The organism is Maritimimonas sp. 2304DJ26-3 (assembly GCF_056591635.1).
The window spans coordinates 135,827-150,229 of the sequence record NZ_JBWQOK010000001.1; the positions used below are offsets into that span (position 1 = coordinate 135,827).

The following is a 14,403-nucleotide window of genomic DNA, read 5'->3' on the forward strand; positions in this document are numbered from 1 at the left end:
ATTATTTAATTTTAAAACGTAAACCTGCGTAATACATGTTTTTCAATATCGGCGCATACACAATGCTCGTATCAAAATTCGGTCCAAATGGATCGTTATTTGCTAAAATAGGATTTTCTTGTGTATAACCAGTTAAATTTTCTCCGCCAAAATATATTTCAAATTTGTCAGAAAACACTCGAGCAACTTGCGCATTCATTAAACTATAACTTGGTGAAAATTCTGGTAATCTATCTTCAATAGGATTTGTACCCGTAAACGGCAAACGCTGTTCACCTAACCAATTAAACGTATAATCGAAACGCCATTGTGCTCCATTTAATTTACGTTCAGTTTCGTATGATATGTTTGCGAAGAAGCGATGCTCAGGCAATAATGGTTTTTGTAATTTTCCTTTAAGATAATCTGTTTTTACATCATAATACTTATAAGCAAATCGTACCTCGACACCTTTTGCCAATTCATAATTTAGCTGAGCCTGAAAATTGTTTGAATAAGAATCTCCTTCTAAATTATAAAACAATAGTTGCTGTGGGCTTTGATCCACATCAACAACTACTTGATTTTCAAACTGGGTGCTATAAAAATCTAATGTTAAGTCAGCTTTTTTACCAAATAAATTGAATCCTTGCAAGTAGCTAATTCCATAATTCCATGCGATTTCAGGGTCTAATCCATAAATCTTACCTGTAGTATTTAAGATGTTTAGATTTCGAGACGAACCGAATAATCGTTGATTTTCAGCAAAAATATTAGCACTACGTTTACCTCTTCCGACCGAAGCTCTTAAAACACCCTTCTCCCAAGGAGCATAACGCAAATGCAATCGAGGTGTTACAAAAGTTCCTAAAAGGTTATGAAAATCTATACGTACACCAGCAACCACACTAAACTTGTCTAAATCATCGTAAGAATATTCGAAGAACCCTCCAACTGAATTTTCATCTCTTTCAAAGTTGGTAGCCGTATTTTGAATATTCACAAATTCATCGTAGATGTCATAAGTAAAACTTATACCTGTTTTAAATTTATGCAACGAGCTTCCTAAAATAGAATTAAAAATAGCATTTGAATATATACTTTTATGATTGATATTATACTCATTAAATCCGAAATATGAATCTTGATTATGACCGCTATATGATATTTGAAAACCTACACTTTGGTATGGAGTGTTAGGAAAAACATAACCTAGTTTAGCTGAAGCATCAAAACGCTCGGTATCTATTTCAGAACCATATTTTGTAGTTGTAAATTTATGAATGTCTGGGTCGAAATCTACCTCACCAGTTTGCTTATCATCTTTTAAATATCTAAAATTAATAAAACTCACAAAACCGCTTTTTGCATTTGTATATTGCCAACGATTCATAATGTTTATTTGCTTAGCTAAAGGAATATCTAAAAAATTATCATTGTTTTTGTCAATTTCAGCGGTTCGTTGATTTCCATGAATAAACAAACTTGTACTCCACTTATCAGATACTTTTTGCTTAAACTGAGTATTCAACTCTTGTCTGCCGTTTAGTGAAGAATATAGATTGATAAATAACCGATCGTCGCGCAATGGTTTTTTTAACTCAGTATTAATTTGACCAGCTATACTTTCATAACCATTAACCACAGAACCAGCACCCTTAGTAATCTGTATACTTTCTATCCATGTTCCAGGAGTATAAGTTAAACCAAATGCTTGTGAAGCTCCTCTAACATTTGGTATATTCTCTTGAGCTATTAAAATATAAGGACTAGTCAGTCCCAATAATTTTATTTGCTTTGTTCCTGTTAAAGCATCAGAAAAATTAACATCAATAGATGGATTTGTTTCAAAGCTCTCAGATAAATTACAACAAGCTGCTTTTAATAATTCACCTTCATTAATGGTTACAACATTGGCTGATTGTAAATACGAAACCGCTGTATTCTTCTTTTCAGCCTGCACAGTAACCTCATCTAATTCACTTTCTTCTTTCATAAAATGATGAATTTCTCGAGGTTCATTAACAGTAACCGTATCTGTTCGATAACCAATATAACTAAACACCAGTTTTTTATACTCCGGTTTGAATTTAATGGTAAACCAACCTTTATCATTAGTTATAGTTCCTACTTCAGTACCAAGCCAATAAACAGTAGCTCCGGGTAAACCTACATGTTTACCTTCTTTATTTTTTATCATCGCCATTCCTCTAATAACATCTTGAGAAGAAGCCAAAAAAGGAATTAAAATGATTGCTATTTTTAATATGATTTTCATTATTTGATTTAATAAAATTAGAATTTACTTTTTTAAGTATTCATGTAATTGAATACATTGATTAAATAAATTTTAATAAATCAAATTAAGTATGTCTCATAAAGAACCTGTATGTCTTTAACGAGTAAGGGAGGTGAATGATTTTGAAAAGGGGTTACATTTTCAGATAATCCTTCGAAAAGATTAATATAGCTTGCTATAAAAGCAGTAACAAGCTGAACTTTATCTAGTGAAAATTCTTTAACAACCTTTAATTCTGCGTTACTACCTTCTATAACTTCTAAAACGTCATTACAACATGGTACTTTAGTAAACGAATTTTCTGACTCATGCTTTGTATCATAAGACATTGGCATTTCACAGCCATTAACATTACCCAATAATGAATAATCTGCTAATTGCCCCATACAATAATGCTTTTCAACCGTAAAAGATAAAGTTGAAAACAACAATAATACTGCTAGAGAAATAGATACTATATTGTTAAACATTTGTTTCACGCCACAAAATTATGAAATTCAACTAGTTAATTTATAAACGAAAAGTTAAAGTTTTATTGTAATTTTAAGTAAAACTAAAGATCATGAGTAGAAAAAAAGAAATTGTTAGTAAAATAAGAATTGTGTTAACCAATAATTTTGAAACCCCAGAAAAAGCATTTAGTTTTTTTGATAAAAATAGTGATGGCGCTCTATCTAAAAAAGAAATTGTTAAACTCTTAAAAGAAGCCGAAGTAAGTGGATTTTTAAGAGGTTTAGTAGCTTCTAAATTAGTAAGTGGTTACGACTTTTCTGACGACAACAAAGTTGACTGGAAAGAATTTAGAAAAGCTCTAAAAGAAATGGGTTAACTCATAAATAGCATACTAATTGCCATTACCAACATTACAGTATTCTCAATAAATGTAGCTTTGGTCATTGGTAACTTTAGAGCTGTGCCTAAACATGCGCACTGTATACTCTTTTTATCTAATAAAACTTTAGTAACACCTATAGTTGTAATTCCTAAAATTATAATGGTTGCTATTAACGCAAATGGAATTTGAGTTCTTGTTAAAAATAATAACCCTAGCATTAATTCCAAAAATGGATACACCCAACCATAAAGAGGAATTCGCTTAGCTAATGGGTCATACATATTAAATGACTCTGGAAAACCTTTTAAATCTAAAAATTTAAAAAAGCTGAATACTATGTAAAATAAGCCCATAAAATCGAGCATAAAGCCAGAGATACTTCCTTTTAAGTTTAATAATATTGATGCAATAGTTATATAAACGAAAATTAAAAACAATGGAAATAGCTGTTGTAAATCAGTTTTAGAATCTATTCCATTTGGAATCTTATGAGCTACCTCTTGTCTTTCTGAGATTGTATATTTAGACGGTAAATTATTTTGTAACTCTAAAGTTGCAATATGTTTAGACATTTTAACCTTCGCCTCAGACTTATCTAAATCTACTTTTACCTCTTCTACTCCACCTATAAGACTTAATTTTTCTTCAACTGAAGCCTTACAGTTACCACAAGTCATTCCCTCAACTATATAAGTATGTATCATAATTTATCCTTTTTTAGGCTTGTATCTTCTAATTATCAATCGATTTCCTTTATCATATGAAAAATAACTACCCATCCAATTCAAACCTACTCTGAGTTTATTTTTAAATCCGCTGATTGACATTAAATGTACAGTTGACCAAATAAACCAGGCAAAAAATCCACGAAAGTGTAATTTCCCTAGATCTGCCACCGCTCTTTTTTTTCCAATGGTTGCCAATGAACCTTTGTCAAAATATTTAAAGGGCTTCCAATTTTGCTTTTCATTCAATAAGTTTTTAGCCATATGTTCACCTTGTTGAATTGCCGTAGGTGCAACCATAGGATGACCATTAGGATAATCTTTAGTTTTCATAAAAGCAACGTCACCAATAGCAAAAATACTTTCTTCTCCTTTTATTCTGTTATAATCATCTACTTCTATACGATTAGCTCTTACCACAAAACTAGGATTAATTCCTTCAGGGAATTGGCCTCTTACACCAGCTGTCCATATCAATGAAGTTGATAAAAGACTTGTTTCATTTGATAATTTTACCTTATTACCATCATAAGATTTTACAGCAGTATTTATATGTACATGTACACCCAGTTTTTCTAAGTCTTTTAATGTATCTCTAGATGATTTTTCCGTCATCGCAGATAATACTTTTGACCCAGCTTCTACAACATGAATTTCAATTGGAAAGTTTTCCAATTCAGGATAATCCTTATCATAAATATACTTTTTAAACTCCGCAATTGCTCCTGCCATTTCAACTCCAGCAGGCCCAGCCCCTACAATAACAATTGTTGTGTTCTTTTTACGCGTTATTTCATCATTTGCCTGTACAGCTTTTTCAATATTTTGTAAAATATTACTTCGTATATCTAAAGACTCTCTAATAGATTTTAGACCAATACTATTAGCTTCTACGTCTTGCATTCCATAAAAATTATTGGTACTACCTGTAGCCAATACCAAATAATCAAAATCAATATTACCAATATCAGTTTCAACAATTTTCTTTTCAGAATCAATCTTCTGGACATCTGCCATTCTGAATACAAAATTCTTGTATCCTCTAAAAATTTTCCGGACAGGAAAAACTATAGAATCAGGTTCTAGTCCACTAGTAGCAACCTGATAAAATAAAGGTTGAAACTGATGAAAATTATTCTTATCCAATAAAACAATTTGAAAAGATTTATTCTTTAATGCTTTCGCCAAATAGATGCCACCAAAACCAGCACCAATTATGACTATTCTTGGATGTTTACTCTTTGGAATATAAACATCAATTTGTTCATTCATACGTTCTTTATTTAAACCGTATAGTTAGTCGAAAATGTGACTATAAATTTACGATTTTAAAGACGATCTTACTAGTTTTTTCTGATAATAAAATGCTGGTAATAAAACTAAGACAAAAACAGGATGAATTAAGAATCTACGTACATAAAAGGCAAATAAATGTCCGTTTACCATGCCCATTTTTAAAAGAATATAATATGCTATGCTTAACACAAAGAATGCTGCGATATAGAACTTTACAGAGAACCTTACCAATCCTTTTTTCTGAAATGCCAAATAAATAATCGCCAACGAAATTATAGTATTTAATGAATACCTTAAAAAGATGTTTAAAAAGAGTTTAAATGTATCGTATTTTGGAATAGATAGATACATATAATCATTTACGAAATAGTGAATAAATGGATCATAAAACAACTTAGAACCAAAAGCTCTAACTAGAATTAGAGAAACGAATAACAATACTATTAGTGGTATTCTAATTCTTTTTTTCATTTTTAGGTTTTTTTAAATACGAAAATCTATTAACCCAAATCACCCATAACAGAAATACTGTTCCATAAATAATAGCTGGAAACAACAAGCTATGCAAAAGATATTGTTGCTCAGGGTATTTATATAGCAATAAACTTAAGACCATTATTCTCACAATATTTACAGAATATATAACTAAACATCCAAAAATTCCATAAATAATTGTTGCCTTTAAACTTCCTGAAAAAGCAATAATAAAAGATAAAAAAAGTATAATTAAGCTTACCGAATTACATCCTTCTACGACACGTATTGCATAAACATTCCCTACAAAAAACTTCATCGACAACTCACCTTCGTGCTGATACACACTAGTGTTATAACCAAACAAATTTGCCAATTTCTGAGTATGGTAGGCAACGGTTTGAGTTATAGGTGAGCAAGAAAAAACATCTCCTTTTTGTTGTGTTTGTTTTAAATACAGAGAATAAGCACCTAATAGTAAAAAATAGGTGATAAAAAATTTTAGCAAAAAATTAATGATGACTTTTTTCTTCTTCAATTGAAAGTATTTTAAATTTGTTCGTCCAAAAATACGATTCTAAATTTAAGTATTACACATGCTCTTGAGTCAACTAAAAGAAGAAATTATTAACATAATAGATAACACAGCTTCTACTGAAGAAAAACTTCAATCAATCTGTGATTATCTAAAACAAGAAATTCATTACTATGATTGGGTAGGATTTTACTTTAAAAATGGCAATAAAGAAGAATTAAAATTAGCTCAATTTGCTGGTGAATCAACTGAACATACAATCATCCCTTTTGGTAAAGGAATTTGCGGACAAGTAGCAGTAAGTAATGAAAATTTTGTTGTTCAAGATGTTTCTGAACAGGAAAACTATATTTCTTGTGGATGGCAGGTAAAAAGTGAAATAGTAATTCCAATTTTTGTTAAAGGAGAAAATATTGGTCAAATCGATATCGACTCTCATACAAAAACCCCGTTCACAGAAAAAGACACAGAACTACTAGAGTTTGTTTGTAATAAAGTTGCTCAATTAAATTTGGTAGCTTTAACCTAAATATTTAAATAAATGAATACATCCTCACTCATCACTCTTTTTAATCGCGATTTAGATCGATTGAAAACTGAAATATCATTATATAACAATGATACTGACTTCTGGAAAATAGAAAAAGACATAAAAAACTCTGCAGGTAATCTAGCTATTCATCTTGTTGGGAATCTAAATCATTTTATTGGTGCAGTGTTGGGCAAAACAGGATACATAAGAGATCGTGATGGTGAATTCAATAATAAAAATATTGATCGAAAAATAATTTTAAATGATATTGATAATGTAAAAGAGATTATCAAAAATGTAATTTCTGACTTATCTGCTAATGATTTACTAGAGACATATCCAATAAATATCCGTAAAGAAGGTATGTCTGTTGAACAATTTTTAATGCACTTATATGGGCATCTAAATTATCATTTAGGCCAAATAAACTATCATCGTCGACTTATTGATTAATGTTGATAATTTGTTCATTAATTAAGACTTATATTTCATTGTGAAAGCCTTTGTGTTTTATTAGCTTTGCGCGAAAACCACAACACAACACATGAATTCAACAAAAAAAGCTAAATCCGCTTTAATTTCTGTTTTTCATAAAGACGGATTGGCACCTATTGCTCAAAAATTAAATGAATTAGGAATTACCATCTATTCAACTGGTGGTACAGAGAAATTTATTAATGAATTAGGCATCCCAGTAGAGCGTGTAGAAGATCTTACTTCGTATCCTTCTATCCTTGGTGGAAGAGTAAAAACGTTACATCCAAAAGTATTTGGTGGTATTTTATCGAGACGTGAAAATGATAGTGATGTTGCACAAATCGAAGAATATGAAATTCCAGAAATGGATATTGTTATAGTTGACTTATATCCATTTGAAAAAACTGTTGCTTCTGGTGCTTCCGAACAAGATATTATCGAAAAGATTGATATTGGTGGTATTTCATTGATTAGAGCAGCAGCTAAAAATTTTAAAGACGTAATCTGTGTCTCATCAATGGAGCAATATAATGAGTTCTTAAATATTATATCATCTCAAAATGGAGAAACTAATCTAGAACAACGTAAACATTTCGCAGCCAAATCATTCAATGTTTCATCGCATTATGACACAGCAATCTTTAATTATTTTAATGCAGATTATAGTATAGCTTCACTAAAAATTAGCGAAACAAATGGCAAAGTATTACGATATGGCGAAAATCCACATCAAAAAGGATTCTTCTTCGGTAATTTTGATGAAATGTTTACAAAGCTGCATGGTAAAGAACTTAGCTACAATAATTTGCTAGATGTTGATGCTGCTGTAAATTTAATGAATGAATTTAAAGGAGAAGATCCAACATTTGCAATTTTAAAGCACAATAATGCTTGTGGTTTAGCTCAGCGTTCAACTATATCACAGGCCTATAAGGATGCTTTAGCTGGTGACCCTGTTTCGGCATTTGGAGGTATATTAATTTCAAATACTACTATTGATAAATCTACAGCTGAAGAAATTCATAAATTATTTTGTGAAGTAGTTATTGCACCTTCTTTTGATGAGGATGCTTTAAACATTTTAAAAGGAAAGAAAAATAGGATTATTTTGATCCTTAAAGATGTTGAATTACCAAAGACTATAGTAAGAACTTGTTTAAATGGGGCTTTAGTACAAGATAGAGATGCCAAAACCGATAGCAATTCAGATCTACAAAATGCAACAGCTTTATCTCCATCTAATAAAGAAATTGAAGATTTAATCTTCGCTTCTAAAATTTGCAAGCATACAAAATCAAATACTATTGTTTTAGCCAAAAACAAGCAGCTTTGTGCTAGTGGTACCGGACAAACATCTCGTGTAGATGCTCTGAATCAATCAATTACAAAAGCAAAACATTTTAATTTTGATCTTACCAACGCTGTGATGGCTAGTGATGCTTTCTTTCCATTTCCAGACTGTGTAGAAATTGCTGATAAAGCAGGAATCAAAGCTGTTATACAGCCTGGCGGTTCAATTAAAGATCAACTTTCTATTGATTATTGTAATGAAAATAATATGTCAATGGTATTTACAGGAACTCGTCACTTTAAACACTAAATATTAAGTTTATTTTATTAAATTTGGCAATTCGCAAAAATTACTCTAACCCAAATTAAATAACTCTATGGGATTTTTCGACTTCATGACCGAAGACGTTGCGATTGACCTCGGTACAGCGAATACACTTATCATACATAATGGTAAAGTTGTAATCGATAGCCCGTCAATTGTTGCCCGCGACCGTACATCTGGCAAAATTATTGCCATTGGTAAAAAAGCAAATCTTATGCAAGGTAAAACGCATGAGAACATTAAGACAATTCGTCCTTTAAAAGATGGAGTAATTGCAGATTTTGAGGCCTCTGAACAAATGATCAGAGAGTTTATAAAGCAAATTCCTTCAATCAAGAAACGTTTTTTCTTTGCACCTTCACTACGTATGGTTATTTGTATTCCTTCAGGAATTACAGAAGTTGAAAAGCGCGCTGTTCGTGACTCTGCAGAACACATGAATGCCAAAGAGATTTATTTAATACATGAGCCAATGGCGGCGTCTATTGGTATTGGTATAGATATTATGCAGCCCAAAGGAAACATGATTATCGATATAGGTGGTGGTACAACAGAAATAGCCGTAATTGCTTTAGGTGGAATTGTGTGTGACAAATCAATAAAAGTAGCTGGTGATGTTTTTACAAATGATATTGCTTACTATATGCGAACTCAACATAATTTATATGTTGGTGAAACTACCGCTGAAAAAATTAAGATTGATGTAGGCGCAGCCACTGAAGATATTGAAGAACCGCCAGAAGATATTTTAGTACAAGGTAGAGACTTACTTAGTGGTAAGCCAAAACAAATCAAAATATCATACAGAGAAATTGCAAAAGCCTTAGATAAATCAATCTTAAGAATTGAGGATGCCGTAATGGAAACTTTATCACAAACACCTCCAGAATTAGCTGCCGATATTTATAACACCGGTATTTATTTAGCAGGTGGTGGCTCTATGTTAAGAGGATTAGACAAACGTCTTTCTCGTAAAACTGATTTACCTGTTTATGTAGCAGAAGATCCATTAAGAGCAGTTGTGCGAGGAACTGGAATTGCACTTAAAGACCTTGAAAAATACAAAAATGTATTGATGAAATAGTGAGCGACAACTATGCAGCAAATTGTAAACTTTATAATAAAGTACAAATATTTTTTATTCTTTTTGTTGCTTGAGATTATTGCAATTTCCCTCACTATTCAAAACCATTCATATCATAAAAGTAAGTTTGTAAGTTCTGCAAATTTTATTACGGGTGGTTTTTATAAAAAGATAAGCTCATTTAGAGAATTTACCAACCTCAGAACTTACAATCAACAATTACTTGATGAGAATACTCGTTTAAAAAACATAATAGCTTTACAAAATATTGACACTTCAGCAACTTTGCTTGCTATAAATGATACCACAAAATATTTTCAAAGATATCTTTACACTCCTGCAAAAGTAATTGATAATCAATACCATAAAAGATATAATTACTTAACTATTAATAGAGGCTCAAAAGATGGTATTCTATTCGATCAAGCCGTGATTAATAGCACAGGTATTGTGGGTATTACACAAAGTGTTTCAGAAAATTTTGCAACTGTACAATCAATATTAAATGAGAACTCTAAGATAAATGTTCGTTTAATAAATAGTCCTCATTTTGGGACTTTAGAATGGAATGCTAAAGACTACAATGTTCTTCAATTAACTGATCTACCAATTCAAGCAAATATTCAAAAGGGCGATACATTAATTACAGGAGGTAAATCCATTATTTTCCCTGAAGGTATTCCTGTTGGCACTATTGAAGATTTTAGAATTGAAAATAATGATTACAGTTTTATAAATGTTCGTCTATTTAACGATATGAGCGCAATTGGACCCGTAAACATTGTGGTGAGTTTGTACAAAGAAGAAGTCGATCAATTACAGGAACAAATTAATGAATAATAATATTGCTCAAAATATAATGCTATTTGTAGTTCTACTACTATTGCAAGTATTGATCTTAAATAAAGTTTTGTTTTTGGGGTATATTAATCCTTTTCTCTATGTGCTATTTGTTATAATATATCCTTTTAGAAAAGATCGTGGCATATTTCTTTTTCTTTGCTTTTTATTGGGCCTTTTAATTGATTTCTTTCAAAACTCAGGCGGCATAAATGCTGCAGCTTTACTTTTTATAGGATATATCCGACTTCCATTGCTAAAGTCAATACTTAGAAAATCAGAAATTGATTTCCCCGTTTTTAACATTACAAAACAACCTTTTCTAAAAATTTTATCGTTTGTAGCTATTCTTATTTTTATTCATAGTCTTATTGTGTTTAGTTTAGAATATTTTAAATTAAGCTTAATCGGAATTATCCTTAAGAGAACAATTTTTACTAGCATCTTTACGATTATATTAACAATATTAAGTATTAACTTGCTGTCTAGAAAAAAGTAAATGGAACGTAAATATTTAGCATATTTTTCTATAATTGGCGTTAGCATCATATTTATATTTCGTCTATTTTATATACAGGTAATAGATGACACCTATCGTGCTTCTCCACTAAATAATGCTGCAATTAAAATTCAATATGATTACCCTCAAAGGGGATATATATATGATAGAAATGGGGTGCTTTTAGTTGCAAACCAACCTACCTACGACATCATGGTTATCCCAAAAGATGTTAAAGAATTAGATACTGTTGAATTTTGTAATCTCATACAAATAACTAAGAACGATTTTATTAAAACAATCAATCGCGCCAAGAGATATTCAACACGTATTCCTTCTGTCTTCTTAGCTCAATTATCTAAAGACAATTATGCTTATCTACAGGAGAAAATGCATCATTTTAGAGGGTTTTATATTCAAAAAAGGTCACTTCGAGATTATCCTATAAAAAGCGCTCCCAATGTACTTGGATATATTGGTGAAGCCAATGAGACATTTTTACAAAAAAACCCCTATTATCAATTAGGCGAATACCGTGGTGTAAACGGTATTGAAAAACAATATGAAGAGCTTTTAAGAGGTGTTAAAGGAGTGAAATTTATTCAACGAGATCGTTTTAATAAAGACATTGGTACATACAAAGAAGGAATTTACGACACGTTAGCAGTGATTGGTAAAGATCTTTCTTTAACTCTAGATATTAAACTTCAACAATACGGAGAACAATTAATGAGTAATAAACGTGGTGGTATAGTAGCAATTGAACCTTCATCAGGAGAAATTTTATCATTAATATCAACACCAAGTTATGACCCTAATAGGATGGTTGGTAGAAAAAGATCTAAAAATTCAGTTGAATTATTTGGAGATACTATCAACAGACCAATGTTCGATAGAAGTTTATTAGCCCAATATCCCCCTGGCTCTCCTTTTAAGGCAATTACAGGCTTGATTGGCTTACAAGAAGATGTTATTGATGAAAACACACATTTTTATTGTTATAACGGATATAGATACGGTAGAGGTAAAAGCGCCTTTATGGGGTGTCATTGTGGAGTTTATGCATCACCTATTCGTTTAGATAAAGGAATTTATAAATCTTGTAACGCTTATTTTGCTAATGTATATAGAAGAACTATTGAAAAATATGGTAAAGCAAGAGATGGAATGGATGCCTGGAATAAGCATGTGGAAAGTTTTGGTTTAGGAAACTTTTTAGGGTCTGATCTTCCAACCGGTAAAAGAGGAATGGTTCCAGATTCAGATTTATATGATCGTTGGTATCCTGCTAAGAATTGGACATCAACTTATACAATTTCAAATGCTATTGGCCAGGGCCAGATATTAACTACTCCAATGCAATTGGCAAATATGACTGCAGCAATTGCAAATAGAGGGTTTTATTATACACCACACATACTCAAAAAAATAGATAATAAGCCCATTGAAATAGAAGAGTTTGTAAAGCCTAAACAAACAACAATAGACAAAAGACACTTTGAACCTGTTATTGAAGGATTATTTAATGTTTTCGAAAAAGGAACTGCTCAAGGTTCAAAAGTCAAAGGAATTGAAATTTGTGGAAAAACAGGTACAGCAGAAAATTTCATTAGCGTTAACGGTTTAAGGGAACAATTAAAAGATCACTCCGTATTTATTGCTTTTGCACCTAAAGATAATCCTAAAATTGCCATAGCAGTTTTTGTTGAAAATGGTTATTGGGGTTCTCGCTGGGCCGGACCAATTGCTACGCTCATGATAGAGAAGTATTTGAATGGTGAAACAAATAGACCTTGGTTAGAAAAAAGAATGTTAGAGGGTACTCTTAAAGAAGAATATGATCGAAATATCCTTATTGAAAAGCAGCTTAGAGAAGAATCTATAAGACAGCAAGAGTTAAAGAAACGACGAGAAGAGCTAGAACAATTACAACTTGAGAAAACGGAAGAATAACATATTTGTTGGTATTGACATTTTTTTAGTGCTCTTATTTGTTGCATTAGTGTTCTTTGGTTGGATAAGCATTTATGCTGCTTCAGTAACTGATACCTCTGTAGGTATTTTCGATTTTTCGACACTATATGGAAAACAACTACAATGGATTGCATTAAGCCTTATTCTTATTATAGTCGTTATTTCAATTGATTCAAAATTTTACGAAAAGTTCTCTGGTATTATATATATTATTTCCATGCTATCTTTAGTAGGACTGTTTCTATTCGGCAGTAATATTAATGGAGCAACATCGTGGTATAATTTTGGTTTTAGCAGTATTCAACCTTCAGAATTTGCAAAAGCTGCTACTGTCCTTGCGTTAGCCAATTATTTATCTGAACCAAGTACAGAGTTAAAAAATTTTAAAACTCAAATGCGGTCTTTTCTTATAGTTTTAATTCCATCAATACTTATTATTTTACAACCAGATGCCGGATCAGCATTAATTTATTTATCATTAATTTTTGTATTGTATCGTGAGGGCCTCCCTGCATACTACATATTAATTGGTTTGGCTGCAATAGCCTTATTTGTAATAACATTGGCACTCGGGTTAAAAATTACATTAATAGTAATGTTAACTCTAATAACCATTTTCTTTCTATATCTAGCGAAAAGTAATAATGCAAACTTCAGAAGGGATTGGTTAAAATTCATTTTTATCTATATAGCTATAGGGTTATTTATATTTAGCGTAAACTATGTATTTAATAATGTATTTGAGCAAAGACATAGAGATCGATTTAGTATAGTTTTAGGAAAGACTACAGATACTCAAGGAATAGGTTATAATACAAATCAATCTATGATCACAATTGGCTCTGGTGGATTGACAGGAAAAGGTTTTTTAGAAGGTGATAGAACTCAAGGGAATTTTGTGCCCGAACAGCATACTGATTATATCTTTAGCACCGTAGGTGAAGAATGGGGGTTTTTAGGTAGTACAGCTATTATTCTAATTTTTTCAGCATTTATCTTACGAATTATCCAGCTCGCTGAACGGCAAAAATCGAAGTTTAGTAGGATATTTGGTTATTCCGTTGCAACTATTTTCTTTTTTCATTTTATGATCAATGTCGGCATGGTTATCGGGTTGATACCTACCATCGGAATTCCATTACCGTTCTTTAGCTATGGAGGTTCTTCTTTATGGGGCTTTACATTGTTATTGTTTATTTTTATCAGACTAGATGCTGATAGAACTTATGTGTGGTAGAT

The 14,403-nt window shown here is 31.3% G+C and carries 15 protein-coding genes; 9 read left to right on the top strand and 6 right to left on the bottom strand.

The window, feature by feature from the left end:
- Nucleotide 1 precedes the first annotated feature (1 nt).
- Together AC1EUV_RS00635 and AC1EUV_RS00640 are read right to left on the bottom strand one after the other, a co-directional pair.
- Nucleotides 2–2,257, bottom strand: coding sequence for a TonB-dependent receptor (locus AC1EUV_RS00635; RefSeq protein WP_480196722.1), 2,256 nt, complete (start codon nt 2,255–2,257; stop codon nt 2–4).
- Nucleotides 2,258–2,337: 80 nt separating this feature from the next.
- Entirely contained in the window at nt 2,338–2,748 is a 411-nt protein-coding gene (locus AC1EUV_RS00640; RefSeq protein ID WP_480197534.1) for an HYC_CC_PP family protein, read from the bottom strand.
- A gap of 92 nt (nt 2,749–2,840) precedes the next feature.
- Between AC1EUV_RS00640 and AC1EUV_RS00645 the strand changes: the two genes are divergently transcribed.
- Nucleotides 2,841–3,107: an EF-hand domain-containing protein gene (locus AC1EUV_RS00645; RefSeq protein WP_480196723.1), complete on the top strand. Its 267-nt coding sequence runs from the start codon at nt 2,841–2,843 to the stop codon at nt 3,105–3,107.
- Here the strand turns inward: AC1EUV_RS00645 and AC1EUV_RS00650 are convergent.
- Genes AC1EUV_RS00650 through xrtF form a run of 4 tightly spaced genes read right to left on the bottom strand, consistent with a single transcriptional unit; the run spans nt 3,104 to nt 6,146 of the window.
- Nucleotides 3,104–3,817 (bottom strand): heavy-metal-associated domain-containing protein, encoded by a 714-nt coding sequence (locus tag AC1EUV_RS00650; RefSeq protein ID WP_480196724.1) that lies wholly within the window; start codon nt 3,815–3,817, stop codon nt 3,104–3,106. The two genes, AC1EUV_RS00645 and AC1EUV_RS00650, sit on opposite strands and share 4 nt — an antisense overlap.
- Nucleotides 3,818–3,820: 3 nt before the next feature.
- Nucleotides 3,821–5,110 carry an NAD(P)/FAD-dependent oxidoreductase gene (locus AC1EUV_RS00655; protein ID WP_480196725.1) on the bottom strand — a complete coding sequence of 430 codons (1,290 nt, stop codon included), beginning with the start codon at nt 5,108–5,110 and terminating at the stop codon, nt 3,821–3,823.
- A gap of 48 nt (nt 5,111–5,158) precedes the next feature.
- Entirely contained in the window at nt 5,159–5,605 is a 447-nt protein-coding gene (locus tag AC1EUV_RS00660; RefSeq protein ID WP_480196726.1) for an exosortase F system-associated membrane protein, read from the bottom strand.
- The gene (gene xrtF / locus AC1EUV_RS00665) at nt 5,589–6,146 is read right to left on the bottom strand and encodes an exosortase family protein XrtF (RefSeq protein ID WP_480196727.1); all 558 of its coding nucleotides are present in this window, start codon (nt 6,144–6,146) and stop codon (nt 5,589–5,591) included. The genes AC1EUV_RS00660 and xrtF overlap by 17 nt, the downstream gene beginning before the upstream one ends.
- A gap of 58 nt (nt 6,147–6,204) precedes the next feature.
- Here xrtF and AC1EUV_RS00670 point away from each other — a divergent pair, with 58 nt between their 5' ends.
- The 8 genes from AC1EUV_RS00670 to rodA all read left to right on the top strand — a co-directional run bounded on the left by AC1EUV_RS00670 (nt 6,205) and on the right by rodA (nt 14,401).
- On the top strand, nt 6,205–6,672 hold the full coding sequence (locus AC1EUV_RS00670) for a GAF domain-containing protein (RefSeq protein WP_480196728.1): 468 nt from the start codon (nt 6,205–6,207) through the stop codon (nt 6,670–6,672).
- A gap of 12 nt (nt 6,673–6,684) precedes the next feature.
- On the top strand, nt 6,685–7,128 hold the full coding sequence (locus AC1EUV_RS00675; protein ID WP_480196729.1) for a DinB family protein: 444 nt from the start codon (nt 6,685–6,687) through the stop codon (nt 7,126–7,128).
- A gap of 91 nt (nt 7,129–7,219) precedes the next feature.
- Nucleotides 7,220–8,752: a bifunctional phosphoribosylaminoimidazolecarboxamide formyltransferase/IMP cyclohydrolase gene (gene purH, locus AC1EUV_RS00680; protein WP_480196730.1), complete on the top strand. Its 1,533-nt coding sequence runs from the start codon at nt 7,220–7,222 to the stop codon at nt 8,750–8,752.
- Between the two features lie 67 nt (nt 8,753–8,819).
- Nucleotides 8,820–9,851, top strand: coding sequence for a rod shape-determining protein (locus AC1EUV_RS00685; protein WP_480196731.1), 1,032 nt, complete (start codon nt 8,820–8,822; stop codon nt 9,849–9,851).
- Between the two features lie 12 nt (nt 9,852–9,863).
- Complete coding sequence (mreC, locus tag AC1EUV_RS00690) at nt 9,864–10,691, top strand: rod shape-determining protein MreC (RefSeq protein WP_480196732.1); 828 nt, start codon at nt 9,864–9,866, stop codon at nt 10,689–10,691.
- 19 nt (nt 10,692–10,710) lie between these two features.
- A complete protein-coding gene (gene mreD / locus AC1EUV_RS00695) occupies nt 10,711–11,190 on the top strand; it encodes a rod shape-determining protein MreD (protein ID WP_480197535.1) in 480 nt (159 codons plus the stop codon).
- Nucleotides 11,191–13,143 (top strand): penicillin-binding protein 2, encoded by a 1,953-nt coding sequence (gene mrdA / locus AC1EUV_RS00700; RefSeq protein ID WP_480196733.1) that lies wholly within the window; start codon nt 11,191–11,193, stop codon nt 13,141–13,143.
- Nucleotides 13,124–14,401 carry a rod shape-determining protein RodA gene (rodA, locus tag AC1EUV_RS00705; RefSeq protein ID WP_480196734.1) on the top strand — a complete coding sequence of 426 codons (1,278 nt, stop codon included), beginning with the start codon at nt 13,124–13,126 and terminating at the stop codon, nt 14,399–14,401. Before mrdA ends, rodA begins: the two co-directional genes overlap by 20 nt.
- Nucleotides 14,402–14,403 lie beyond the last annotated feature (2 nt).